Below are 24,897 nucleotides of genomic sequence, written 5' to 3'. Positions count from 1 at the left end.
AGGCCTTTTTTATTTTCTATTACTAATTCAATCTTCCTTGAATCATTTCCCAGTTCTGATAACTAGCCGTCACAGTAAAAGCCTGGGCTTTTCGGTAACTCTGTTGATGCATCCGTGACCACGTAGCTTCATCCCCTAAAATTTGACTGATGTCTGGCACCCATCGCTGCGGTTGATGCAAATCAATCACCAATCCATTTTCTCCATCGGTGATTATAGCATCATCTTGGGTCGTATAATGATTTTCTACCACTACTAATGGTAATCCATGAGCCAAACCTTCGATCAGTTGCATTCCTTGCCCCTCACTGGACGATGTGCTAATTAATAAGCTAGCACGTTGCAAGGCCGCTCGAACTTGCTCCTGTGAGCCATATGGCGTAATAAAGACAACCTGTCCTAAGCCCATTTGAATAATTAGGTTTTTGAATTTTTCTAAATATTCAGCATTTTGCGCATAACCCATAAATTCCAGCGTTGCATCCGGAACTTGTGTTCTCAATTGCTTCAATAATTCTAAAGCACCAGCAGGATTCTTTTCAGGACTAATTCGACCCAGCCACAATAAATGATTACTGATACGAGAATTTGATTGGTCTAGTACCAAGTCCGCTTCAAAAAGGGTCGTGTCATTAATGACATCAAACTTCAATTTAGGATAACGTCGTTTTAAATCATCTTTTTGTGCTTTAGTAGCTGTTAAAATCAAATCAAACCGTGGCCCTACTACCTCAAACAATGAATGATGACTTTGATATAAATCACCTTGTAATGGATGATTAACATCTGGCGTATGCATTTCATGTACAATGGCTATCTTATGATTAGCAGTTATCGTTTGTGCTACCGAAATATCCATTGATCTTCGTTCTGAAATGAAGTCAGCCGTTGCATCTAACCGTCCTAATTCATTTAAGAAGAAAACAAATAATTCATTTTCTGTCTTGAACCGATAATCACGGCCCTGATATTTAATCAAATGCCATAAAGTTGGTTTAACTTGATTTTCTATCAACATATATGTAACTTCTAAGACCGGTTCTCCATCCAAATTCAAAAACTGTCGACTACTTAATTGTCCATTTGGCATAAATCGATCAACCGATGAACAAAAACCTCGCCAATCCCAATTTTCCCGTAATGTAATATTATCTGCCCGATCATTATATAAAATTTCACCGACTAATCCTACCGTGGCTGGTAAAACATTAATCCTAGCTATTTGCCGACCACTTTTCTTTACTAAGGAATAATTTGGTGATGGGCTCTCTACATGATAGCTTTGCATAGGCAAACTGGGTAAGGTTCGTAAACTTTGAGGCTGCCGTTTTCGTAACAATGTTCCTTGAAAAAAATCATACATATTAATAATTTGACTTAAATCTAAATCCAAATTATGGCGATCACGATCTAAGTAACGATTATACTGGCGCGTAACAAACTTACTTTTCACACCTTTTTGATTTAGCATCTTTACCCGTCGTGCTTGTGAATGCTCCGTTCCCGAGTTAAAGGCAAAAATATTTTCATTAATAAAATAATTCATTAGTTGCAGCCCCTTATCTATTAACCTTTTGCATTTGATCCCACTGTACTTGAGCAGCATCAAATAATTTTTGCCAGGCTTGCATCACATTTTTTTCCGAATACCGTTGTGCAGAAGCATATGCTCCTACTGAATATTTCTCTATTAATGCTGATGATTGAAGTATTTTAACGATAGCTTCGGCCAAAGCCTCATAGTTACCATACTCTACGATGCGTCCATTCACTTGATCTTGAATAATCTCATTAGGGCCATAATTAACATCGTAAGTTATCCCAATCAAGCCATGTGAAATTGCTTCCATCAGTGCTAAGTTGAAGCCTTCCATCCGTGAAGTTAAGCCATACAACATCGCATGATTTTCAACTTGATCAATTTCTTCTGTATAACCGTGGAAAGTGACCACCCGCTCTAATTTATCAGAAGTAATGATCTGTTCAATTGCGCGCCGAGCAGCATAGTTATCAGTCGGGTCAGCGTACCCATAAATATCTAACGTTAATTCCGGTATACTTTGATGCGCCAAGGACACAGCCCTTACCAAATCATCTAATTGCTTTTCATTTGCAATCCGTGCAAAAACTACCATTTTCCCAAAAGTTCGGGCTTGTACCGGAACCTTGGGTTGATCTAACAAATTCTGATCCACAATTCCAACTGGAATAGTAAATAAATTACTTTGTGGTTGAAAACGAGCCATGAGATCATTGGTCTGTTGTGGTGTTGCTGAAACAACGGCATCGTAGGCTGATAAATTATACAATGCATATTCATAGTGGTTATTTAAACTAGCTTCCATCGGCTTTTGCGCGTTACTAGTATGGGCATTATGCATGTGTAGCACACGATAAGCTGGCAAATCTAATTTCAACAATCCAGCATCTCCTAAATGGGATCGATCTAAAATAAAAATATTGGGTCGCGCAATTTGATAATATTCACGATTGATTAAATTTAAAAAGTGCGTCATCAATTCATCCAGCGTATCAAATTGACGGATCTCACCTGCATGCCTTAGCAACCAAGCTGTTTTTACTAATCGATCCCCATTTTGCATGGTATGTTTATAACTATTTTCTAGCACCGGACGCCCTTGTAAATCCAACCAAACCTCTTGATGAATTTTATTATCAGGGGTATACCACTGGACTAAAGAAACAAAACCACGCTCATCATAATGTTTCACTTGATATAAATTATTCCACCCATCAAACCATTCCACCGATTTAACGCGTTCATTATCCGTCTGATCATAATTTACCCGTGCTAAAAGACGTTCTTGATGAAAAACTAAATACCGATGTTTTTTTTCTTCATGGGCAAATTTCAAATTCGGCAATCCAAAATCCACATCATGCAAAGTTATATGTTTTGGATCAACCACCAATGTTCCCTGAAAATAATCAAATAAATTTAATAATTGATCATCACTTAAATGTTCTTTCCTAGCTTGTGCATGTAAATTCGGGTCCCATTCCCGTAACACTAATTTTTGTTTGATTTTGTTTTTTTCAAACAAACGAATTCGTTTTAATTCGGCATGCTCAATTCCTGATTTTTTAGCGGGCAAAGTTGCATTGATATGAAAAATCATCGGTTTCTCCCCGTTTATTACTATTTTTTATTTCCCATCTTATAACAAATATCAACGTCATCACTGGATCAAAATCGCCAATGGTCGTTCATTTTATTACGTTATTTTCCAAATTTAATTATATCACGGTGAATCATCGTTGATTTTAAAAAGAGACCAGGACGCAAAGCATCCTAGCCCCTTTAAATTTATTTTATCTAATTTAAATTAAATAAAAATTAACCAGATCGCGCCAGTCAATCCCAACAACAACCAATAAACTAAAGCTGGTATCGCCGTTCTACGTAAAATTTGACCTTCTTTTCCAGATAAGCCAACAACGGCACTGGCAGCAACAATATTATGCACACAAATCATATTACCAGCTGCGGCACCAATTACTTGTAATGCCATGATCAACTGACCATTTAAACCTGCTTGTTGAGCCACGTTTGCTTGAATGGGTGCAAAAGTCAACGTTGAGACTGTCGCACTCCCAGTAATAAATGAGCCTAATTCTCCCAATAATGGAGCAACAAACGGCCAAACTGGAGCCAAAATTTCAGCAATCGACTTGGCAATATACGTCGGCATACTTGCTAAGTCGCCTTGATTTAATCCAGAATTACTGAAAATTTGGACCATCATTAATGTCACCGCCAACGTAAAGCCTGTCAACTTCATACCTTGTAGAACACTTTTAGCACTACCAATTAAAGGTTTAAGAGTTCTTTGTTGAAAAGCCAGACCAATCACTGCTGCAACCGTTAAAATTGTCCCTGGTGATGATAAGAATTGCCAACTTGAATTAATGTCATTAAATCCTAAAATTTGAACCCATGATAAGTCTAAATATTGGTCTAATAGATATCGAATCGGTTCCACCGTTCTTGTGACTAACAGTAAGATCACTACTAATAAATATGGTAACCATGCCAACCATAGTGGCATAGAACTTGCTGATTTATCATTATTATGCACTGAATCTACGCTTGTACCCCAAGCATTTTTGTACACCGATGCGGGCAAAAGCCAATGCATTCGAATTGATAATAAAGTTAATCCTAACACTACTAACGGTGTCACAATCGAAGCAAATTCATATCCAATCAAATGTACTGTGATAAAGGCTACCAAAGAATAACTAAATCCCAAAGCCAAACTCCAAGGCAACATTTCCTTAAATTTGCCAGTCTCATTTGTTTTAGATCCAAAAAATTTGATCAAGATCCAAATGATTAAAGTTGGTACAAAAGTTCCTGCCGTTAACTCCACTCGAGTAATCATTTGCCCAATCAATTGAATGTAACTTGCACCCCCTGGCAAATTACTCAATCCCACAGTCAAGGGGGTTCCAACTGCTCCAAACGATGCCGATGTAGAATCTCCCACCAAAGCTAAGGTTACCGCTGCTAAAGGATTAAATCCCAAAGCTAGCATCAACGGGGCTGTCACCATCGCCGGTGTTCCAAACCCTGATACCCCCTCAATTAGACCACCAAATAAATAAACAATTAAAATGGTCAACACGCGTCGGTCAGTTGTAACTTGCATAAATCCTTGATTAATTCTTTGAATGGCTCCAGTTTTCTTTAATACCTCTAACATCAAAAGAGCCCCAAATAAAATCCATAAAATTGGTAAAGTTTTATGTAATCCTTGCAACATTGACGCCAGCAAAACCAAACCCGACATTTTCCAAAAAATAGCCGCGGTGACCAAAACTACCCCTGCACTAATCGCCATTCCTTTGGCTGCTGGAAAGTTCAAACCTGCTAGTAAAATTAACGGTAATAAAACCGCCAATAATGCAATTAATAACATGCATTATTCCTCCATGTATCTTTATATTTTATTTTCAACTAACTTTAAATTAACATTGTACGTTCAAAGACACATTATACAGGATTTATAAGGAACCCCCTATTTACGTTTATAACTTTTATTTTTATCCTGCACACAGAATATTTGCAATCGCTTCCATTATTAAAATTACTGTTATAATAGAGGTAATTAAAATTTAATTAATTCTAACCCGTTATAATTAGAAAGGATTTATTTATGCGTAAAATTAATCTCGGTCCAACCGACCTTCAAGTCTCTGACACTGCCCTAGGTGTCATGCGAATGGATCAAAAATCAGTCCCTGAAGCTACTGAAATTATTGAAAAAGCCTTTATGAAAGGTATTGATTTTTTTGATACTGCTGATATTTATGGTGATGGAAAGTCTTCAACAGTGCTAGGTGATGCTCTAGCTTCCAGTTCCTTAAATCGTGATCAATATTTTCTCCAATCTAAAGGAGGAATTATTTTAGAAAACGGCCAAATTAACGGTGACGGTCTGAAAGGTCCTCGTTATGATTTCGACGCCAAACATTTAATTGCGGCCGTTGATATTGAACTTCAACGTCTTCACACTGATTACTTGGATTCTTTCTTGCTCCATCGACCTGACACTTTACAGGACCCAGCTGAGATCGCCAAAGCTTTTGATCAGCTTGAAAAAGCTGGTAAAGTTCGTCATTTTGGGGTTTCAAATATGAATCCGTGGCAAGTTGAATTCCTACAAAGTGCTTTAAATCAAAAACTAATTGCCAACCAACTCCAATTTGGAATTATGCACACTGGTATGATTGATGCTGAATTGCATGTCAATATGCAAGATCCACGCTCTGTCGATCATGACGGTGGAATCCTTGCCTATTCACGTTTAAATCAAATGACCATTCAAGCTTGGTCTCCATTCCAATATGGCTTCTTTGAAGGCCCATTTATCGATAATCCTAAGTTCCCTGAAATCAATGCTAAGTTACAAGAAATCGCGGATAAAAATAACACCAGTAAAAACGCCGTCGCAGTTGCTTGGATCACTTATCATCCCGCTAATATGCAAGTAATTTTAGGTTCAATGAACATTAACCGCATTGATGAAATGACCGATGCTGATCAAGTCCATCTTACCAATCAAGAATGGTATGACATATATTTCGCAGCAGGAAATGATCTACCATAAAAAGAATAACTTATAAATCGTATAACTATCGTTAATTGTGCTTAGAAAGTCAGGTTTCTGATGAATAATTTAATTTTAGTTTTTAAACAAGCTCATATTGATAAAATTGGACCAATCGTAATAGCGCAAAGTAAAAATGTTGAGATTCAATTAAAAATTGCTATTCAAACTGATCCAACTACTTCAAAATTAGATTTAGAAAAATTACCAAATGAACTAGCTGCCAATTACCAAGTTAAATCAACAATGATTCAGACCAGCAATGACGCCATGAATAATTTACATGAATTTTTATTGACTGATACGGAATTACCAACTGATATTTTTGTTGATTCTGATTTTGAATGGGCTGAATCAATTCTCGGTCCTTATAATTGGATCGGCCACGATATTATGAAAATTAAAAATGCTTCCGTTGAAATAGTATAAAATAAAACCTATGCGAAATAAGCCCTATAAGTTGGATTCAATCTAACTCACAGGGCTTTTTTATGTTTCAAAAAAAATAAAAATGCAGGCATTCCATGAGACGATTCGTCATAAATTTACCAAATAAAAACAAAATTGGCCGAAAAATTAACGGTTGAATACCGAAAACTTTACGACCAATTAATTAAAATAAACTTCAATTTTTTATAAACTATAAGTTGTTTGAGCAATGGTATTAAGAGAGCTATCCAATCCTTCAATCAATACAACATGATTACCAAATTTCATATCGTGATAAAAATCATCAGAGACATTAATCGAAAAGGTACCATTAGTAATGGTTGCTTCTTCATTATATGAATAACCATCTGCTGAAATTTTAATATTCTTAACCGCAGAATCAACATTACCCGTTAATAAACCAGATTTTTTGTCATAATTAACATTTTTAATTTCACTCGTTGTAGAAGGCGCATCATTATTAAAGGCGCTTTGGGCAATAACTGAATTATTAGGTCCATAAGCTACTAAAGTATAACTACCACCATTTTCAACCAAGTCTTTATCTAACTTAGCATCAACAGAAATACTATAAGAATTGTCATCTCTTATAGTAGCAATAGTTGATTTGATAACTGTACCGTTTTTAGCAAGATAAATATCTTTAACGTTACCATTAAAATCACCAAAAATAGAATGGCCCGCTTTATATTTATCCATAGTAACTGAAGCACCTTGCGATGCGGATACAGTCGTTGGATTTGAAAACATTGTTGAGGTAATAGGTGTAGCTAAACTAACAATTGTCATTGATGCAATTGTGAGTAATATAATATTATTCTTTTTCATTAATATTTCTCCTGTGGTTTAGAAATCTATGTGACTTCAGAATTATATCAAACGACAAAACACAAGTAGTACCACATGTTACCGATCAAAAAACAGAGTGCAATATTTAATAAAAATTAAGTGAAAAATATAATAATATGCCATTAAATAACTACAAGTTTCATCTAAATAAAACTAGACGGTAAATCCTCGATAAAATACCGAAAACGTACCGTCTAGAAAAAATAACTAGATATTAACTTATAGTTTTTGAGGTTCATCTTAAATATTACTAACCTCTTTTTTATCTTAAATTTATTTTTCAGAACGATCTTGGTATCCCTCTGGATGAGTTTGATGCCAAGTCCAAGCTGTTTTAATAATTTCTTGAACTGATTCATATTGCGGATTCCAGCCTAAAACATTACGAGCTTTCGTTGAATCAGCGATCAAAGAGTCAGGATCTCCAGCTCGGCGTGGCCCAACTTTTGCCGGAATTTCCATACCAGTTGCTTCACGTGCTGCTTCAACCATTTGCTTTACAGAATAACCATTGGCCGTCCCTAAGTTAAATTGATTTGAAGCATTACCTTTGGCCAAGTAATCAAGAGCCAAAACGTGTGCATCAACCAAATCCATAACATGTACATAATCTCGAACATTGAATCCATCAGGTGTATTGTAGTCATCCCCAAACATCGTGATGGCATCACGCTCACCTAAGGCTGTTTGTAAAATGATCGGCACCAAATGTGTTTCTGTAGGATGATCCTCACCAATTGAACCATCAGGCTTAGCACCAGCCACATTAAAGTAACGCAAAGCAACCCACTTCAAATCATAGGCTTTATCGGCCCATCCCATGATTTGTTCCATTTGTAGCTTTGACAAACCATATGGGTTAATTGGTAATTGTGGTGTTGTTTCTTTAATCGGACTCTCTTTGGCATCACCATAGGTAGCAGCAGTTGATGAGAAGACAATTTGCTTCACATTATGCTCCAACATCACCTCTAATAACGAAATCATTCCAGCTGTATTGTTGTCAAAATACTTCAACGGATCTGTCATTGATTCGGGCACAATTGAAGAAGCCGCAAAGTGTACTACTTGATCAATTTCTTCTTGATCAAATACAGCTGACAAAGCAACCTTATCTCGAATATCGACCTGATAAAAAGGAACATCTTCAGGTACAGCCAATCGGTGTCCAGTTGCCAAATTATCAACAACTACCACCGCTTTATTTTGGGCACGTAATGAATCAACCATATGTGATCCGATATATCCTGCTCCACCTAATACCAAAGTACTCATGTCTGTTCTCCTTATTAAATTCATAATTTCTAACGTTGTGAATCCGCTTCCGAATCATTTATATCATACTACTACTTTAGTTTTCAGTCCATTTGATCCCTACTTCAGCAGCTAGTTCAGAGCCCATCCAAATTTGATGTTTTGTTTCATCACCATTTTGAACAATTTTTGATTCAACTGTTTCACCCAGCAAAACTTCATGCTCAAATTTAATATTAACTAATTGCGGTTCATACGCTAGCAAAAAATCACGGCCAAGTGGATCTTGAGCCCAATCCAAATACTTGGCATTGTTCACATGTTGATTTGAATCAATGTCTGAAAAACGGACATGATACTGACAAGTAATTTCAGCAACTTCTTCATCTGCAAATTGAAGTGGTTTAGCTAGATGAGGTACGCGCTTAACTGATTCAGGTTGGTAAGCCTGAACCACAGCATCTGGAATTTGTGCCATTTTTCGTTTTTTCATGTCGAGCATGGCATACATTGAATCTATTTGAATAATTTTATTATTATTTTCATCTAAAAATGTGTAGTCTCGTTTAGCAAAATACTTATTAAACTCTTTTCCATGCGTTTGTATTGTTACCGTTTCACCAACCATTGGCCGACGAATGATCGTAATCTCATGTTGCAAAACAATCCAACCTAAGCCCATGGCATGCGTATAATCCGGTCCAACTTCATATGCTAGAGATTGTTTTGTTGATCCCATAATCGTCAAACTCAAAATATTTGGCAACATCAACTTCCCTGACATATCACCTTCAAAATCTAAAATTTCATGTTTCGTTTCGTAAATTCGCATTTTGTTTTTTATTATCCCTCATTTTGTTCTTGATAAGCCAAATATAGAGCTTGTCGATCTAATTCACGTTTTTTGGCAATTTCTTTAACCGCCGCCGTTGTTTTCTTACCCTGTTTTACCAAAGCATCAACTGCTTCCAAGTTTGATAATCCCGCTAAAGGATCACTCTCTTCTTCAATTAATGGCACTCCGGATCCACCTTCAACTACGATTACAAATTCGCCTCGAACTTGGTTTTCTTGCGTCCAAGTCAGCAATTCATCTGCAGTTCCTCGCAAAAATTCTTCATACCGTTTAGTTAACTCACGCGCTAAGACAACTCGTCGATTAGGACCTAATACTTGGCTAATATTTGCTAAAGTTTTAGCTAATCGATGTGGTGCCTCATAAAAAATCATTGTTTCTGAATGTTGCGCTAATTGAGTTAATTCTGCTTGTTGCTCTTTGGGCTTTCGTTGCAAGAACCCATAAAACAGAAATGGTTGTGGTGCTAAGCCAGAAGCAATCAACGCAGTAATTCCTGCCGAAGCCCCTGGGATTGGTACCACTGGAATATCAGCATCTAAAGCCGCCTGCACTAATTCATGCCCCGGATCAGAAATAGATGGCATTCCTGCATCTGAAACTTGTGCTAAATCTATACCCTCTAGCAAGCGTTCCACTAATTCTGGAATCCGAGTTTCTTTATTATGTTCATGAAATGAGATCTGCTTGGTTGCTATCGAAAATTGATTCAACAATTGTGCTGTATGCCGTGTATCTTCTGCAGCAATTAAATCCACTGTTTTCAAGGTTTCAATTGATCTTTGGGTCATATCACCCAAATTACCAATTGGTGTTGGCACTAAAAATAAAGTCCCGGTTGTTTGCTTACTAAAACTTTTTTGTACTTGCATCCCTACTCCATTCCTACTGAGATTAACTGATCAAAGTATTTTAGCTAATCATTTTAATTAGCTGCTAATCCGAACTGGCTTTTTAAAATCACTGTCTCAACCACCGTTTGAAAACCAATATTACTCTTCAACCATTTAGGAGCTTCCAAAACGATGTCTTGCACCTTTAAAACCCTATTAATTCCAAAAGACTGTGCCAAGCTGAGCCATTGTTTAGCTTCAATCATCCGTGGTTCACTAATCGCTCCATCCAATGACAACAGCAAGTCACGCCATGCAGACGCTAACAAATTCAATAATACTAATTGTTTGCTCTTATCTTGAGCTAAAGGCATCAAATTAATTTGAACTTGATTAAATGCTTTAGGATCAAGTTTTAAAATGCTTTCAACTAAATCTGCCACAACTTGATAACTGTTTTCAAACCAATCATCAACCAACCATTCCCCAGCCGTTTCCAAACTATTAGTCAAAGCAGCTACTAATTTAACATGCTCTTTTGAATATCCCAGTTGTACCAAAGCCTTTTGATAAGCCACAGGTTCAATTGCATGAAAATCAATAACTTGGGTTCGTGAAACAATCGTTGGTAAAACTTGTTGGCGATTTTCAACCATTAGAATAGCCGTTTGTTGCCCCACTGGTTCCTCAATAAATTTCAACAAACCATTTGCTGCATTGTCGGTCATAGTATCAGCTGCACTAATAATAAAAATTTTCTGTTGCCCTTCGACAGCTGTTTTATTGAATTCATCTTGAAGGTAACGAATTTGATCAATTTTAATTGAACGCCCATCTGGTTTCACTTCAATTACATCAGGATGTTCATGAGCAGCAATTCTTTGACAATGAGAACATGTTAAATCAGGATCCCCATCGGCTTTGGGATGCTCACACATTAGCCGCATGGCCAACCAAGTTGCCACATCCAGCTGCCCCTGACCTTTTGGACCAGTAAATAAAAAAGCATGGGCCAATTGATGACTCTCAATTGCCAGCTTTAACCGCTCCACGAGCGCTGACTGTTGCAAATAAGCGCGTTTCACAATTTCTTGAGCTTCCATGCTTTACTCCTTAATTTTATCAAGTCTTTAAAAGATAGGGTGGGTATTATTATACTTCTCCTATTAAAATAATTTTAAAATTAATTTTTTAACCTCATTTTCTATTAAAAAGAATAAAAAGCAAGGTTAAATCATAATTTTAAGGAAATTTGATCAATCGATCTTTAAAAATGATGGAATTGTTCAATATCCTGAACAAAGACCGTCGCTCCACCAACCTGAACCTCCATCGGCATTGCCGTAGTGGCTTCAAATGATAAGTCCAAGCTAGCTGAGGGTGCCATAAATTGTTTCCGAGCCTTCGCATTAGTTTTAATCACCTCAAGCACGTCATCAACTCGTTCATCTTCAATTCCAATCATAAAAGTAGTATTTCCTGAACGCAAAAATCCACCAGAGGTAGCTGTTCGCGTTGCCCGAATATTATTTTTAATAAACGCAGTTCCTAATTTGTTCGCATCTTTATCTTGTATCACAGCAATAATCATTTTCATGGTTTATTCCTCCATTTTCAAAATACGGTTAACAACTTGCCAAGCATCTTCAATAACCTGTTCAATCGGTTGCTCAGCATCAATTATAATAATCCTTTTGGGATCTTGTTTAGCTAACTGATGATATCCCGCACTCACCCGCTGATGAAATTCAATCGGATCAAGATCTAACCGATTGATCTCATTTTGACGATGAGCTTTAATGCGAGCTAAACCTACTTCTGGGCGAATATCAAAATAAATCGTGCAATCTGGCAAGAATCCTTCTAAAACAAAATCATTTAATTTTCGAACAGCTTCAAATCCAATTCCACGCCCCGCCCCTTGGTAAGCAATTGAACTATCAACGAAGCGATCTGACAAAACAATTTTATTAGCTACCAAAGCTGGTTTAATCGTTTTTTGTATATGTTCCCGTCGTGATGCTGCATATAATAAAGCCTCAGTTCTGATATCCATCGTGGGATAATCTGGACTTAAAACCAAATCACGGATGGCTTCAGCGACTGGATTGTCAGTTCCACCAGGCTCTCTCGTGACCAATAGCTGTGGACCATATTGCGCTTGTAAACGAGGTATCAAAACTTTCAAGACACTTGTTTTACCGGCGCCTTCAGGTCCTTCAAAACTAATAAATTTTCCAACCATGGATTTATCTCCTTAATCTAATTGCTCCGAACGAATAATCGATCGTTGCCATTGGCCCTTCATTTTTCTAGTGCGGGCCGCGCGTAACAAGAAGAAATATTTTTGTTTAGCAAAAGCCGTTTGTGCTTTGATCCAACGTGGATCAATTTCGCTTTCAAATAGGGCTATTTCTGATGCCTTAGCTTTTTCATAATCATATTTTGCATCATCAATTGCATCCAACAATTCTGCATCGTAAACTTCCGGTTTTAATTTTAGCTTCTTTAATCCAAACATCACATCTGCGTCCTTCCCTCAACGGACTTAATCAATGTAATTTCATCCGCATAATCGATATCACTACCAACCGCCAAGCCAGTGGCTAGTCGAGATACTTTGATTCCCGCTGGTTTCAAAAGACGGCTCAAATACATCGCTGTCGCCTCACCTTCAGCATTGGCATTTGTTCCAACAATAACTTCTTGAATTTCTTCATTTTTCTGCAAACGTTGGACCAACGTATCGATATTGATATCATCAGGACCTTTTCCTGCTAGTGGTGACAAAACACCATGTAAAACATGGTATCGTCCTCGGAATTCATTAGTGTTTTCCAATGCCATTAAATCTTTCACTTCTTCAACCACTAAAACAACCGAAGGATCACGAGTTTCATCCTGACAGATTGAGCAAGGATCTTCTTCTGTTAGATTTCCACAGATACTACAAAACTTTAAATCACGCTTAGCTGAAATTAATGATTGCGCAAAATGGGTTACATCTTCTTCTTGCATATCAATGGTATAAAATGCTAAACGTGTTGCTGTTTTAATCCCTATTCCAGGTAGTTTCGTATAACTATCTATTAATTTTGCAATTGGTTCTGGATACTGCATCAAATCTCCCCCTTGCATTCTACCAAGTAAGCTGAATTAATCAGCTTTCACTTCAACTAACTCATCCCCAAATAAATCTTTAGCGGCTTGCACAATCGTTTGATCTTGGGTGCTCTCATTTTGTTCTGGAATATCAGTGGCCGCTAATTCAGCTTCCGGTGCTGCTGCACTTTCAGTTGCTGGTTTATTTTTGCGATGTTGTTGAATCCATTGATTTCGTATATCTGGCCATTCTTCGTTGGTAACTAAGACCAAGTTTCTCTCATCTTTACTTTCAGTTAACTTTCTAATTTGTTCATTCAAAAGATCAACCAGACCTTGATCTTTTTTGGTTTTATCACGGAAAATTTCAAAGTCAAAACCTAAAAGTACACCGTTTGAAGAAGCGGCCACCGGTTTAGCAGTACTAAGAATAGCTTTTTGTGAAACATTCAATTGAGCTAAAATATCTGCCCAAGCTGCTTGTAAACGATTCAAATCACCACGTGTGGCAGCATCTAGCACTTCAAAAATATGCTTCTTCTCTGTACTTGCCTTATGTGCAATTCTAATAGGCTGCTCAGCAACAGGTGCAACGTTATCGGTCTCAATCACTGTACCATCATTGGAATCATCTAAGGGTTTCAGCGTAGTTTCAGTATTTACGTGTACATTTGTAGCGGAATTTCCTGCTACCACTGCTTGTGGTTCAGCAACTCCAGCCTGGTTTAAACGACTCAATTTAACGGTTAATACTTCCAAGTAAATACTAGGACGATTAGTAAATCGTAGTTGTTGTTGGGTTTCACTAAGTACATCAATCATTTGATACCAAGTATCAGCCTTTTGCTCTTGGGCCAATTGTTTAAAATTATCATCAGGTACCAATGAAATTAAATCCGGTGCCTCAGTATTCAACAATAAGTCGCGGGCATAACTGATTAGATCCTCAATAAAACGTCCAGCATCTTTACCGTCAGTTAACACCTCTGTTAACTTAGCTAAAGCCCGTTTAGAATTGTGTTCTACCAAAGCCATGACATATTCACCCAACAAAGTTTGTGTTACCGATCCAGTCACTAAGAGAGCGTTGTCCAGTGTTACATTTCCATTCCCAAAAGAAAGGGCTTGGTCCAGAATACTCAAGGCATCACGCATTCCACCATCAGCGGCATTAGCTATGACCTTAACCGCTGTATCATCATAGTTATTACCACGTTGATTTAGAATATATACCATCCGTTCATAGGCTGCATTGGCATCAATTCTTTTGAAATCAAATCGTTGTGTTCTTGAAATAATCGTTGCCGGAATTTTTTGTGGTTCCGTAGTGGCTAAAATAAAAATAACATTTGCTGGTGGTTCTTCCAAAGTTTTCAATAAAGCATTAAATGCCCCCGTTGACAACATATGAACCTCATCAATGATATAGACCTTATATTTAGCCAAAGTAGGTGCATAATTAACATCTTCTCGAATTTCTCGGATTTCATCCACTCCATTATTAGATGCAGCATCTAGTTCGATAATATCGCCTAATGTTCCTTGATCAATTGCCTGGCAAATTTCACAAGTTCCATCAGCCTCACCATCAACTGGATGTAAACAATTAACGGCTTTTGCAAAAATTTTGGCCGCAGAAGTTTTTCCTGTTCCTCGAGGTCCAGTAAATAGATAAGCATGCGAAATTTGTTCAGTTATTAAAGCATTCCGGAGGGTCTTTGTAACCACCTCTTGACCAACCATATCGGCAAATTTTTGTGGACGCCAGGTCCGATAAAGTGCTTGATAAGCCATTTGCGACCCTCCCCTTTTAATTTATAATCTTACCCTTTATTCTACCAAAATTTTGCTAGTTTAAAACTAATTATTTTATAAAAATGTTTACAAAAAGAGGCTCGGAACATAAATTTCCGAACCTCTTGTTAAATTTCATATATAAGGCACAGTCCACGATCTCCTTAGTGCTGCTGCCTTCCGACCCTGACACGGTTCGAAGTGCAAACTTGCCCTTGTCTTTCGACATAAATATTATAACACATTCTAGTTTTAATAATCAACTGATTTAAGATACAAACCACTAGCTGGAGCTGTTAATCGGGCTTGTTGTCGATCTTTTTGAGCTAATAGACGTGGGATATCATCAACTGGGCGACTCCCCCCACCAATTTCTAATAAAACGCCGACCATAATTCGAATTTGATTATACAAAAATCCGGTTCCCGTAAATTCAAAAATCAATTCCTCATGCTCAACATCATTCATGAATTTAACAGCCGTGACCGTCCGGATTGTGGTTTTAGCCTGAAATCCAGAAGCCGCAAAACTTTGCCAATCGTGTTCACCTAAATAATCATTTATCGCCATTTCAATTTTACTAGGATCAATCCGACGCGGCCAATATCCAGTATAATTGCGTTTAAATGGGTCCCGAAAAGCACGATTTGATAAACGATACTGATACGTTTTTGTATGTGCACTATATTGAGCATGAAAGTCGGCATCAACTTTCTCTACTTTTTTTATTTCAATATCAAAGGGTAACATCGTCGCAAGTCCTTTACGAACCCCACTTTCGGGAATATCAAAAGGTAAATCAAAATGGGCTACTTGACCTAAAGCGTGGACCCCAGCATCCGTTCGACCAGACCCCTGAACTCGAATTGGTTGTTCCGGATTTTTAGCCATTCTATTCACAGCTTTTTCTAATTCTCCTTGCACCGTTCGTTTACTTGGTTGAACTTGCCAACCAGAAAAATCGGTTCCATCATAGGCAACAATAGCACGATATCTTGGCATCTTATACCCCTCCTTCATTTCAGATAAATTTTAAAAAATTAGATAAAAAACAAATAATAAGATCGCAAAAACAATAAAAATTATTACTGCCCAAGAATCAATTTTGTGCCAACTTTGCATCCGATATTTAGAACGTTCGACCCCTACTCGGTAGCCGCGCACCTCCATTGCATCCCCTAATTCAATAGCCCGTTTAATTGCATTAATAAACAACGGGATCAACACTGGAATAAAAGCTTTCGCTCGTTTCACCAGACTCCCCTCATTGAACAAAACACCTCGCGCTCGTTGAGCATTAATAATCATTTCTGCTTCATCCAATAGAGTTGGTACAAAGCGCAATGCGATCGAAACCATTAGAGCTAACTCGGCGACTGGAACTTTGATTTTTTGTAAGGGACGCAATAACGTTTCAAGCGCATCTGCAATATCTAATGGTGTCGTCGTCAATGTTAAGACCGTAGAAAACATAATAATTAACATAAAACGGATAAAAATAGCTACCCCGTTAACTAATCCATCGCTAGTGATCTTCAACCAACCCCATGACCACAAAACATGACCAGTTGTCACAAATAAAATTTGCAAAATAGTGGTAAACAGCATTAGAAAAATCAAAGGCCGCACACCCCGCAAGAAAACACCAAAGCCCAGTTTAGTTAAGCTCACTACTAATAAAGTAATAGCCGTAGCAAGAAGATAGCCTGGCCAATTAGTTGCTAAGAAAATCATAAAAATAAAGGCAATACTCAAAACCAACTTAACTCGTGCATCTAAACGATGAATCACTGAATCACCCGGCAAATAACGACCAATCAAAATTTTACTAAACATTTTTGTTGGCCTCCCTTATTTTTTGCGCCAATTGATCAGCTAGAGCGTCAAGGTTTAACACATGTTCAAGTTTAATACCTTTGTTTTCTAATCGATCTGCGAAAGCCTTAGCCATCGGAACATCTAATTGTTTTGTTTGTAACCATTGCTGATTTGAAAAGACTTCTTCAGGCGTTCCCGTTTTAATAACTGTTCCATGTTCAAATACTAAAACATGTTGTGCATATTGTGCTACAAATTCCATTTGATGGGTTACCAAAATAATTGTCATTCCATATTCGTGTTGCAATTGTGCAAATAGCGCCATCAGTTCTTGTTGACCTTGTGGATCCAAACCCGCTGTTGGTTCATCGAGAACCAAAATTTCCGGTTCTAACGCTAGCACTCCTGCAATAGCCACCCGACGCATCTGACCACCTGATAAATCAAAAGGTGATTGATCATCAAATTTTTCAGGCATACCAACCAGACGTAATGCTTTTAATGCTAAAGTTTTGGCTTCTTCAGAACTATGACCAAAATTTTTAGGGCCAAACATCACATCTTCTAAGACGGTCGCCTCAAATAATTGTGCCTCAGGGAACTGAAAAACCATTCCCACATGGCGGCGAATTTCATTCGTAGCCGCTAATTTCGTTTCTGGCGTGACCATTTGATCTAAGATTTCAATTTTACCACTCTGCGGTAAAATCAATCCGTCCAACAATTGCAACATTGTCGATTTTCCCGAACCAGTATGCCCAATCACAGCCGTAAATTGCTGCTTTGGGATCGTAAAGTTAACATCATGTACGCCTGGCACAGCAAAAGGTGACTCAACTTGGTAGGTAAAACCTACTTCTTGGAAATTGATTGCCATATCCAATCCACCATCCCATCCATTGTTTCATAAGTTGTCGGCACTTTAATCCCACGCTGTGCCAGCTTAACTTTGAGTTGTTCCGCAAATGGAACATTTAATCCTAATTGAATTAGTTTTTCAGCATTATTGAAAACCTGATCTGGTTGACCCATCTCTACTAACTTTCCATCATTAATCACAATCACGTTATCAGCGTGCGCCGCTTCATCAATATCATGTGTAATTGAAATAACTGTCAATTCATCACCTAGTTCCGCCTTAAGATTACGTACTAATTCAATCATTTCCCGGCGGCCTTTAGGATCTAACATAGCGGTAGCTTCATCTAAAATCAAAATTTTTGGTTCAATTACCAAAGCACTCGCTAAAGCAACCCGCTGCTTTTGCCCACCAGATAAATGAGCCGGTTCCCTTGTAGCAAAATCTTGCATCCCAACCCGTTTTAATGCATTTTGAACTCGTTGATACATCTCTTCGCGTTTAACTTGTCGATTTTCCAACCCAAAGGCGACATCATCTTCAACCGTTGCACCGACAAATTGATTATCTGGATTTTGGAAAACCATCCCAACCAGATCTCTAATTTCATAAATATTTTCTTCATTAATTACTAATTGATTAACTTTAATCTGACCAGTTTGTGTATTCAAAAGACCGGTCAATAATTTGGCCAATGTCGACTTTCCAGAACCATTATGACCAATTACTGCCACCCATTCTCCCTTTTCAATGTTAAAGTTTAATTGTTCTAACGCCGGTTCGGAGCGATTAGGATATGTATATGTTAAATTTTTAATCTCAATCATAATTCATACATCCTTAAAAATTTTAATTTTAATCTCTACGATATTCTACCAAATATCATTAGCTTCTTGTTACAATAAGAGTATCGTACTGTGTTTATTCTAGCTTATTTGATTTTCGATGAATCAATCTTCACTAGTTTAAAAGGTAGTGCCTTCGAATTTAATTTAAACGAGGTAAAAATTAACTATGTCTGAAATCGATTTAAACCATTCCAATGATTATCGGAATGTCACTGATTATTATAAAAATATGTCTGATGAAGCCATTCGGGCAGATTTGGACGAAAAACGTAATGAAGCCGTTTCAATCATGCAAAATTTAACGCATGATTTTAACAAGGCTACAGCCGTACGTAATAGCAATGCTTTTGCGACTCGCAAATTAATATTCCTTAATCCAGTTAATCAATCTTTCCCCGATCGACCAGAGGGTTCAAAAAAATGGGACCGTCGTGGATCAGTTGGAACATATAACTACGAACATATTGAACATCATCGAGTAACCGATTATCAAGTTATTTTTGATCAACTACATGCTGAAGGATATACCATTTACGCGATTGATAACATTGAATCTTACCAACCAACCAACCTTTTTGAAACCAAATTAGCTAAAAAGGCAGCCTTCATTTTTGGTGAAGAACAAATTGGCCTCGCTGATGAATTAATTAAAGCTTCTGATGCAATGCTCTATATTCCCCAAGCCGGAAGCGTTCGTTCACTCAACGTTTCAGTCGCTCACGGAATTGTCCTAGCTTTTTATGCTGCTCAACACCCCAACCTATAACATAAATAAGCAGTAATTTTAATTTAAAGATTCTTGCAATATATCATAAGGGAGCCTGGAAAAATCCGAGCTCCCTTTTTAATTATATTATAAATACTAATTTTATCTTTTTTCATCTTCCAAGTCATTATAGCTAGCTTGACTATCACCAGTAATAAATATTCCTAAATTCTTTTGAATAAATGGAACTAACCAGTAGTCAACCCCAAATGAACGTCCGGCACCATTCATCAAAGCAATTCCGACAAAGGGGAGTAGCAACGCTGAAATTGAAAAAGAAGTTCCCAGCATTACAAGCGACAACAAAAAAGTCATAAAGCCAGCAATTGTGGTCATAAATCCAAAGAACAGGGCCATTCCTACTCCCGCAAAGATAGAACCAATTCCCCCTCCAATCGCAACCCCAGTAATAATCAAAAATATTCCCGTCGCTAAACGTAACGGCAAAGACCACAAGGTATTTCCGACATTGGAAACATTTCCTTGTCCAGAAATCATATGTTACGGCGTTGAGAAAATTTCACGCTTTAAGTATTGATGTATTTGATAAGTTGATCCCAATTGGGCCAAAAAATGTAAATTGCTTAAATGCTTAAACTCACGTGCCCAAAATCCAGTTACCGCTAAACGATTTTTAAAAATCGCGACCCCATACCGTGATCCAACAGAAATAAAAATCCGTTGACTTTTCGGTTTAAAAGCACTTAAATCTCCATGATTTAATAATTTAACCGCAATATTATTGGCTAATTTACCTGATTGATTGACTGCATTATGCACATTTTGAGGCCAGAAATAACGATGTTCACCACGTTTAGGCATTAAGGTTTCTGAACCCTTCCGTTCTTTTAAATGCGCTGGCAAAGGCTGAATCACTGAGTCACCCAATGCATAAATATCAGCTTGATCCTGAATCCGCATTTCAGGTGTAACTTGCAGATGTCGTTCTTCATCTTGACTTAAATCCAATTCAGTCATTTGCGTTCGACCCTGCGTACCACCAGCCCAAATAACGGTATTAGTCATAATCTTATCACCGTCATTCAATACTAAATGATCTTCAAAAATTTCTGATACAGCTTTCTTTTTGTAAACCTTGACGCCTTGATGCCTTAAGTAATTTTCAACTTTATGACTAACCCGAGCATCATCTAAATCTGATAATATTTCGGCTTTAGATTCGACTAAGGTTAATTCAATTTCGCGATTACGAAGTTGGTTCGCTTTAGCCAAAATTCTACGTTCATCCAGTAGTTCACCAAGAATTTGAACCCCCAGATAACCGCCACCAACCACAACGAGCCGTAATTTTTGCTGTCGAATATCTTCATCTAATTCAATTGCGCCTTGCCGAATGACTTCTTCTATATGTACTCGCAGAGAAGTTGCTTGGTCCAAGCTCCAAAAAGGAAAACCATATTCATTCACTCCAGGAACATCAGACCGTGCCTCAACACCACCAGCCCAAATCAACTTATTATAATCCACCTGTCCTATCGAGGTATGAATGATATGTTGATTTGCATCAATATTTTCAACCCGTGCTGTCACAATCTTAACGTTTTTTTGATGCATAAAAAGCTGTCGTAAATCAAATTGTACGGCGTTAGGTTCAATCCGCTTAGTCGCCACTTCATGTAAACTCGTACGGTACGTGAAAAAGGGATGCTCATCAATCAAAACTATTTCATATTCTGATTTTTGATTAAATTGGTTAGCTAATTTACGAGCCGTCATAACTCCAGCATAACCAGCTCCAACAATTACAATACGCTTCTTCATCAGTTTCCCCTCGCTCATTCTCACTTTAAAATACTGTCGCTTAAATTTAATAAAGCATTTTAGATCATTTTTAACTTTATATTTACGGATAATAACGTTTAACTTTTATCCCATTTCAATCAATTCGTTTAAGCCTGATTCTAACGTAACCTTTTTCTTTTATTTTAACGTATTTCAGACCGAAACGGGGATTATTATATGAGACAGTATTGATTTTCAATAATCTAGGTTCACAAAGGACCTAATCATTTTAATCATAACGTTTCAACCTTAAATTTAGCATCTTTTAACATTTAATAATGAGCACTATATTTCATCATATTTTAGTCTTTTATTATGATAAAAGAGGCTGGAACAAAAGCCCCAGCCTCTCTCTAATATGTTCAAAAACTCAAGGTTTTATCTCAACTTCACCCAAATTGGTAAAATGCGATTATTTAATCAGTTCCTTATATGAGCTTTTTAGCATTTTTTGATTCTTATTTGATTAGAATTGATCCATCAAAAGTTGACGAATTTCTTCCAAACGTGGTTGACGAGGATTTCCTGGAGTACATTGGTCGTTGTAAACCAAATCCATTAACTTATCAACTGATCCTTCTAAGTCTTTCTTAGAAACTCCGTTACCTGACAAAGTAACATCAATATCCAATGCATCAGTCAATTTCTTGATTTCAGCTAACAAAGCATCAACCAATTCGGCATCAGTTTGTCCCTTCAAACCAAGGTAACGAGCAATATCAGCATAGTCCTTTTGGGCTGTATAAGTTTCATAACGTGGGAATGGTGTACGCTTAACGTTACCAGTCACCGCATTAAACTTAATAACATGTGGCATTGCAATTGTGATAGCCAATCCGTGTGGCAAACCGAATTCTCCACCAGTCTTGTGAGCAAGTGAATGATTTACTCCAAGGAAAGCATTCGCAAATGATTGACCAGCCAAAGTTGAGGCGTAGTGCATCTTAGTACGAGCTTCACGCCCTTCAAGTGTTGGGTGACTTGGATCATAATTGTATGATGTAACTAAGTTTTCAAAGACTAACTTAATTGCTTGCAAAGCCCATGGGCGAGTGAATTCTGAAGACATTACTGAAACGTATGATTCCAGTGCGTGTGACAATGCATCCATTCCTGAATAAGCAACTGTACGCTTTGGCACCGTCATAACAAATTCTGGATCAACAATCGCAACTTGTGGTGTCAATTCATAGTCAGCCAAAGGATACTTAACGTGAGTTTCATCATCCGTAATGACTGCGAATGGTGTCACTTCTGATCCAGTTCCTGATGTTGTTGGAATAGCAACTAATTGGGTTGAACTAGCTTGTTCAAACTTAACAATTCGCTTACGGATATCCATAAACTTTTGTTGCAACTTTCCAAACAATGACATCAAAGCTTGATCATCTTCCAAGATGCCTGGGTGAGAAACTGAATACTCGTACAAGAAGCGAGCAATCTTACCGGCATCCAAAGCTGATCCTCCACCTAATGCAATCACAGTATCTGGCTTAAAGGCTGCCATTTGACGAGCAATATCAACGGCTTGGCTGATAGTTGGGTCAGGGCGTACTGTTCCATACAATGACGTCTTCACTGGTGTAGCACTTAAATTAAATTGGTCTAAGATCTTATCTACAAAGCCAAATTGAACCATTCCAGGATCAGCAACAATAAAGGCACGTGAAACGTTTTCTAAGTCTTGTAAGTAAGTAATTGAGTTTGATTCGTAGTAAATATCCTTAGGCAAGCGAACCCATTGTGGACGATTACGACGACGGGCAACCGTCTTGATATTTAGCAAATCGTAAGTTGAAAGATTGTGTGACAATGAATTCTTCCCCCATGATCCAGTACCAAGCGTCAATGATGGACGCAAAGCATCAGTATAGATATCTCCAACACCACCAATTGAATCTGGTTGGTTAACCAAAATTCGTGATGCTTCAACAGCGTCAGCATACTGCTTTACAAATGGGTCATCTTGCGCCCCAATTTGGATAGCAGCGTTATGTCCAGCACCTTGGTAGTTCAATAATGCGCGAACAATTTCAATTCCTTCTTCACGTGAACCAGCTTGGTAAACTGACAATAATGGGCTAAGCTTTTCTGATGATAAGGCCTCACCGATATTTTTCTTATCAAGTTCAAACATCAAAACATCTTTGTCAGCAGGAACCTTGATCTCTGCGCGCTTAGCGATGTTTTGACCAGACATTCCAGCAACTGGACCTTGAACCCCGTAACCAGAAGCATTCTTGACGAAGACTCCTTCAGCTAGCTTTTCGTGATCCTTAGCAGGTACCAAGTAAGCACCTTGCTCTTGCATTTGCTTCATGAAGGCAGGATAAACTTCCTTAGCAACAACAACTGAGTTTTCAGTAGCACAGATCATTCCGTTGTCAAAACGCTTTGACAACAACAAGTCTTCAACAGCCCGCTTAACATCAGCAGTTGCATCAATATAAACAGCTCCGTTACCGGCTCCAACACCCATTGATGGGTTACCTGAAGTCAAGGCTGCGTGAACCATTGAAGGACCACCAGTAGCCAAAATTGAGGCAATTCCTGGATTCTTAATCAAAGCAGTAGTTCCTTCAAGTGAAGGCTTTTCAATCCATTGAATGAAGTTTTCTGGCGCTCCAGCAGCAACGGCAGCATCATAAACGATTTTAGCTGCATGTGCTGAAGACTTTTGAGCTTGTGGATGGAAAGCGAAAACAATCGTATTACGAGTCTTTGCTGTCAACATTGATTTGAAAATTGATGTTGCAGTTGGATTAGTCGTAGGAACGATTCCAGCTAAAACCCCAAGTGGAGCAGCTAATTCAACTTTACCAGTTACACGATCTTCATTGATGACACCAACAGTCTTGTCATTCTTGATTGCATTATAAACTGACTCTGAGGCGAAGCGATTCTTAGTATCCTTGTCTTCCACTACTCCACGGCCTGTCTCTTCAACAGCTTCGTGAGCTAGTAGCAATGAATTTTCTGAACCAGCTAAGGCCATCGCAGCAACAATTTTATCAACTTGTTCTTGCGTATATGTTGAAAACTCTACTGCAGCTTTCTGGGCCTTTTCAACTAATTCCCCAGTCATTTTAACAGCGGCGTCCATACGCGCTGCTTTTTCTTCGGGTGTTAAGACTTTTTTTGCTTTTTTCGGTGCTTTTGTTTCAGCCATGTTAACTTCTCCCATATATGTTTGCTTATTTATTTTCGTTTGTGTATTTATTAACAATGTTAATTATATCAAGTATAATCTTTTTGTCAACACCAATTCAGCATGATAATCAACGCAAAGTGCTGATTAAATAAGGATTAGAAGTAGAATTTGTGAAACGTTTTAATTTGATAGCGCTTTCATTAACATTTTCACCCACTCGTTATTTTTTAAACTTTGTGAAATAAAATTCATAAAGTAGATAAATAAAATTCGTATATTTAAATTAATTTGGACATCTAGTTCAAATTTTTAAATATTTTACCCAAACATAATTGACCATCGTAGGCCTTCTTTGAGGTTAACCCCTACAAAAAAAGCTA

General features: G+C 37.7%; 23 protein-coding genes and 1 other RNA gene. 3 read left to right on the top strand and 21 right to left on the bottom strand.

Annotated features, from left to right (window positions below; all coding sequences use genetic code 11):
• Positions 1–22: 22 nt before the first annotated feature.
• The 3 genes from JC2156_RS00600 to JC2156_RS00590 all read right to left on the bottom strand — a co-directional run bounded on the left by JC2156_RS00600 (position 23) and on the right by JC2156_RS00590 (position 4,943).
• Positions 23–1,546, bottom strand: coding sequence for a glycosyltransferase (locus JC2156_RS00600; protein WP_006844906.1), 1,524 nt, complete (start codon positions 1,544–1,546; stop codon positions 23–25).
• 13 nt (positions 1,547–1,559) lie between these two features.
• Complete coding sequence (gene asp1, locus JC2156_RS00595) at positions 1,560–3,140, bottom strand: accessory Sec system glycosyltransferase Asp1 (RefSeq protein WP_006844905.1); 1,581 nt, start codon at positions 3,138–3,140, stop codon at positions 1,560–1,562.
• 207 nt (positions 3,141–3,347) lie between these two features.
• Complete coding sequence (locus JC2156_RS00590; RefSeq protein WP_006844904.1) at positions 3,348–4,943, bottom strand: L-lactate permease; 1,596 nt, start codon at positions 4,941–4,943, stop codon at positions 3,348–3,350.
• Positions 4,944–5,180: 237 nt separating this feature from the next.
• Between JC2156_RS00590 and JC2156_RS00585 the strand changes: the two genes are divergently transcribed.
• Positions 5,181–6,134 (top strand): aldo/keto reductase, encoded by a 954-nt coding sequence (locus JC2156_RS00585; protein WP_006844903.1) that lies wholly within the window; start codon positions 5,181–5,183, stop codon positions 6,132–6,134.
• Between the two features lie 60 nt (positions 6,135–6,194).
• A complete protein-coding gene (locus JC2156_RS00580; protein WP_006844902.1) occupies positions 6,195–6,563 on the top strand; it encodes a hypothetical protein in 369 nt (122 codons plus the stop codon).
• 204 nt (positions 6,564–6,767) lie between these two features.
• Here JC2156_RS00580 and JC2156_RS00575 read toward each other — a convergent pair whose 3' ends face one another.
• The 15 genes from JC2156_RS00575 to JC2156_RS00510 all read right to left on the bottom strand — a co-directional run bounded on the left by JC2156_RS00575 (position 6,768) and on the right by JC2156_RS00510 (position 18,776).
• A complete protein-coding gene (locus JC2156_RS00575; protein ID WP_006844901.1) occupies positions 6,768–7,412 on the bottom strand; it encodes a hypothetical protein in 645 nt (214 codons plus the stop codon).
• A gap of 294 nt (positions 7,413–7,706) precedes the next feature.
• On the bottom strand, positions 7,707–8,708 hold the full coding sequence (galE, locus tag JC2156_RS00570; protein ID WP_006844900.1) for a UDP-glucose 4-epimerase GalE: 1,002 nt from the start codon (positions 8,706–8,708) through the stop codon (positions 7,707–7,709).
• A 76-nt stretch (positions 8,709–8,784) separates the two neighbouring features.
• A complete protein-coding gene (locus JC2156_RS00565) occupies positions 8,785–9,519 on the bottom strand; it encodes an acyl-[acyl-carrier-protein] thioesterase (protein WP_006844899.1) in 735 nt (244 codons plus the stop codon).
• A gap of 11 nt (positions 9,520–9,530) precedes the next feature.
• The gene (gene rsmI, locus JC2156_RS00560) at positions 9,531–10,415 is read right to left on the bottom strand and encodes a 16S rRNA (cytidine(1402)-2'-O)-methyltransferase (protein ID WP_006844898.1); all 885 of its coding nucleotides are present in this window, start codon (positions 10,413–10,415) and stop codon (positions 9,531–9,533) included.
• Positions 10,416–10,468: 53 nt separating this feature from the next.
• Positions 10,469–11,479 carry a DNA polymerase III subunit delta' gene (holB, locus tag JC2156_RS00555; protein WP_006844897.1) on the bottom strand — a complete coding sequence of 337 codons (1,011 nt, stop codon included), beginning with the start codon at positions 11,477–11,479 and terminating at the stop codon, positions 10,469–10,471.
• A gap of 164 nt (positions 11,480–11,643) precedes the next feature.
• Positions 11,644–11,973, bottom strand: a complete 330-nt coding sequence (locus JC2156_RS00550) for a cyclic-di-AMP receptor (RefSeq protein WP_006844896.1) — start codon at positions 11,971–11,973, stop codon at positions 11,644–11,646.
• A 3-nt stretch (positions 11,974–11,976) separates the two neighbouring features.
• Positions 11,977–12,621 (bottom strand): dTMP kinase, encoded by a 645-nt coding sequence (gene tmk, locus JC2156_RS00545; RefSeq protein ID WP_006844895.1) that lies wholly within the window; start codon positions 12,619–12,621, stop codon positions 11,977–11,979.
• A gap of 12 nt (positions 12,622–12,633) precedes the next feature.
• Complete coding sequence (locus JC2156_RS00540) at positions 12,634–12,897, bottom strand: YaaL family protein (RefSeq protein WP_006844894.1); 264 nt, start codon at positions 12,895–12,897, stop codon at positions 12,634–12,636.
• Positions 12,897–13,496: a recombination mediator RecR gene (recR, locus tag JC2156_RS00535; protein ID WP_006844893.1), complete on the bottom strand. Its 600-nt coding sequence runs from the start codon at positions 13,494–13,496 to the stop codon at positions 12,897–12,899. Before recR ends, JC2156_RS00540 begins: the two co-directional genes overlap by 1 nt.
• A 36-nt stretch (positions 13,497–13,532) precedes the next feature.
• Positions 13,533–15,272 (bottom strand): DNA polymerase III subunit gamma/tau, encoded by a 1,740-nt coding sequence (dnaX, locus tag JC2156_RS00530; protein ID WP_006844892.1) that lies wholly within the window; start codon positions 15,270–15,272, stop codon positions 13,533–13,535.
• Positions 15,273–15,407: 135 nt separating this feature from the next.
• An RNA gene (ffs, locus tag JC2156_RS08675) (signal recognition particle sRNA small type) lies at positions 15,408–15,493 on the bottom strand.
• Positions 15,494–15,524: 31 nt separating this feature from the next.
• On the bottom strand, positions 15,525–16,274 hold the full coding sequence (truA, locus tag JC2156_RS00525) for a tRNA pseudouridine(38-40) synthase TruA (protein ID WP_006844891.1): 750 nt from the start codon (positions 16,272–16,274) through the stop codon (positions 15,525–15,527).
• A 30-nt stretch (positions 16,275–16,304) separates the two neighbouring features.
• A complete protein-coding gene (locus JC2156_RS00520) occupies positions 16,305–17,108 on the bottom strand; it encodes an energy-coupling factor transporter transmembrane component T family protein (protein WP_006844890.1) in 804 nt (267 codons plus the stop codon).
• Entirely contained in the window at positions 17,101–17,967 is an 867-nt protein-coding gene (locus tag JC2156_RS00515; protein ID WP_006844889.1) for an energy-coupling factor transporter ATPase, read from the bottom strand. The genes JC2156_RS00520 and JC2156_RS00515 overlap by 8 nt, the downstream gene beginning before the upstream one ends.
• Positions 17,943–18,776 carry an energy-coupling factor ABC transporter ATP-binding protein gene (locus JC2156_RS00510; protein WP_006844888.1) on the bottom strand — a complete coding sequence of 278 codons (834 nt, stop codon included), beginning with the start codon at positions 18,774–18,776 and terminating at the stop codon, positions 17,943–17,945. Before JC2156_RS00510 ends, JC2156_RS00515 begins: the two co-directional genes overlap by 25 nt.
• A gap of 187 nt (positions 18,777–18,963) precedes the next feature.
• On the opposite strand from JC2156_RS00510, the gene JC2156_RS00505 reads away from it, so the two are divergent.
• Positions 18,964–19,563 (top strand): TrmH family RNA methyltransferase, encoded by a 600-nt coding sequence (locus JC2156_RS00505; RefSeq protein ID WP_006844887.1) that lies wholly within the window; start codon positions 18,964–18,966, stop codon positions 19,561–19,563.
• A gap of 102 nt (positions 19,564–19,665) precedes the next feature.
• On the opposite strand, the gene JC2156_RS08535 is transcribed toward JC2156_RS00505, so the two are convergent.
• From JC2156_RS08535 to adhE, 3 genes are all read right to left on the bottom strand, one after another.
• Entirely contained in the window at positions 19,666–20,061 is a 396-nt protein-coding gene (locus tag JC2156_RS08535; protein WP_006844886.1) for a hypothetical protein, read from the bottom strand.
• A 3-nt stretch (positions 20,062–20,064) separates the two neighbouring features.
• Positions 20,065–21,345 carry an NAD(P)/FAD-dependent oxidoreductase gene (locus JC2156_RS00500; protein WP_006844885.1) on the bottom strand — a complete coding sequence of 427 codons (1,281 nt, stop codon included), beginning with the start codon at positions 21,343–21,345 and terminating at the stop codon, positions 20,065–20,067.
• A gap of 487 nt (positions 21,346–21,832) precedes the next feature.
• Positions 21,833–24,535: a bifunctional acetaldehyde-CoA/alcohol dehydrogenase gene (adhE, locus tag JC2156_RS00495; protein ID WP_006844884.1), complete on the bottom strand. Its 2,703-nt coding sequence runs from the start codon at positions 24,533–24,535 to the stop codon at positions 21,833–21,835.
• Positions 24,536–24,897 lie beyond the last annotated feature (362 nt).

The sequence above is a fragment of the Weissella koreensis KCTC 3621 genome, assembly GCF_000277645.1.
The sequence above is the reverse complement of the archived record's forward strand: the minus strand, read 5'-3'. Positions and strand labels throughout refer to the sequence as shown.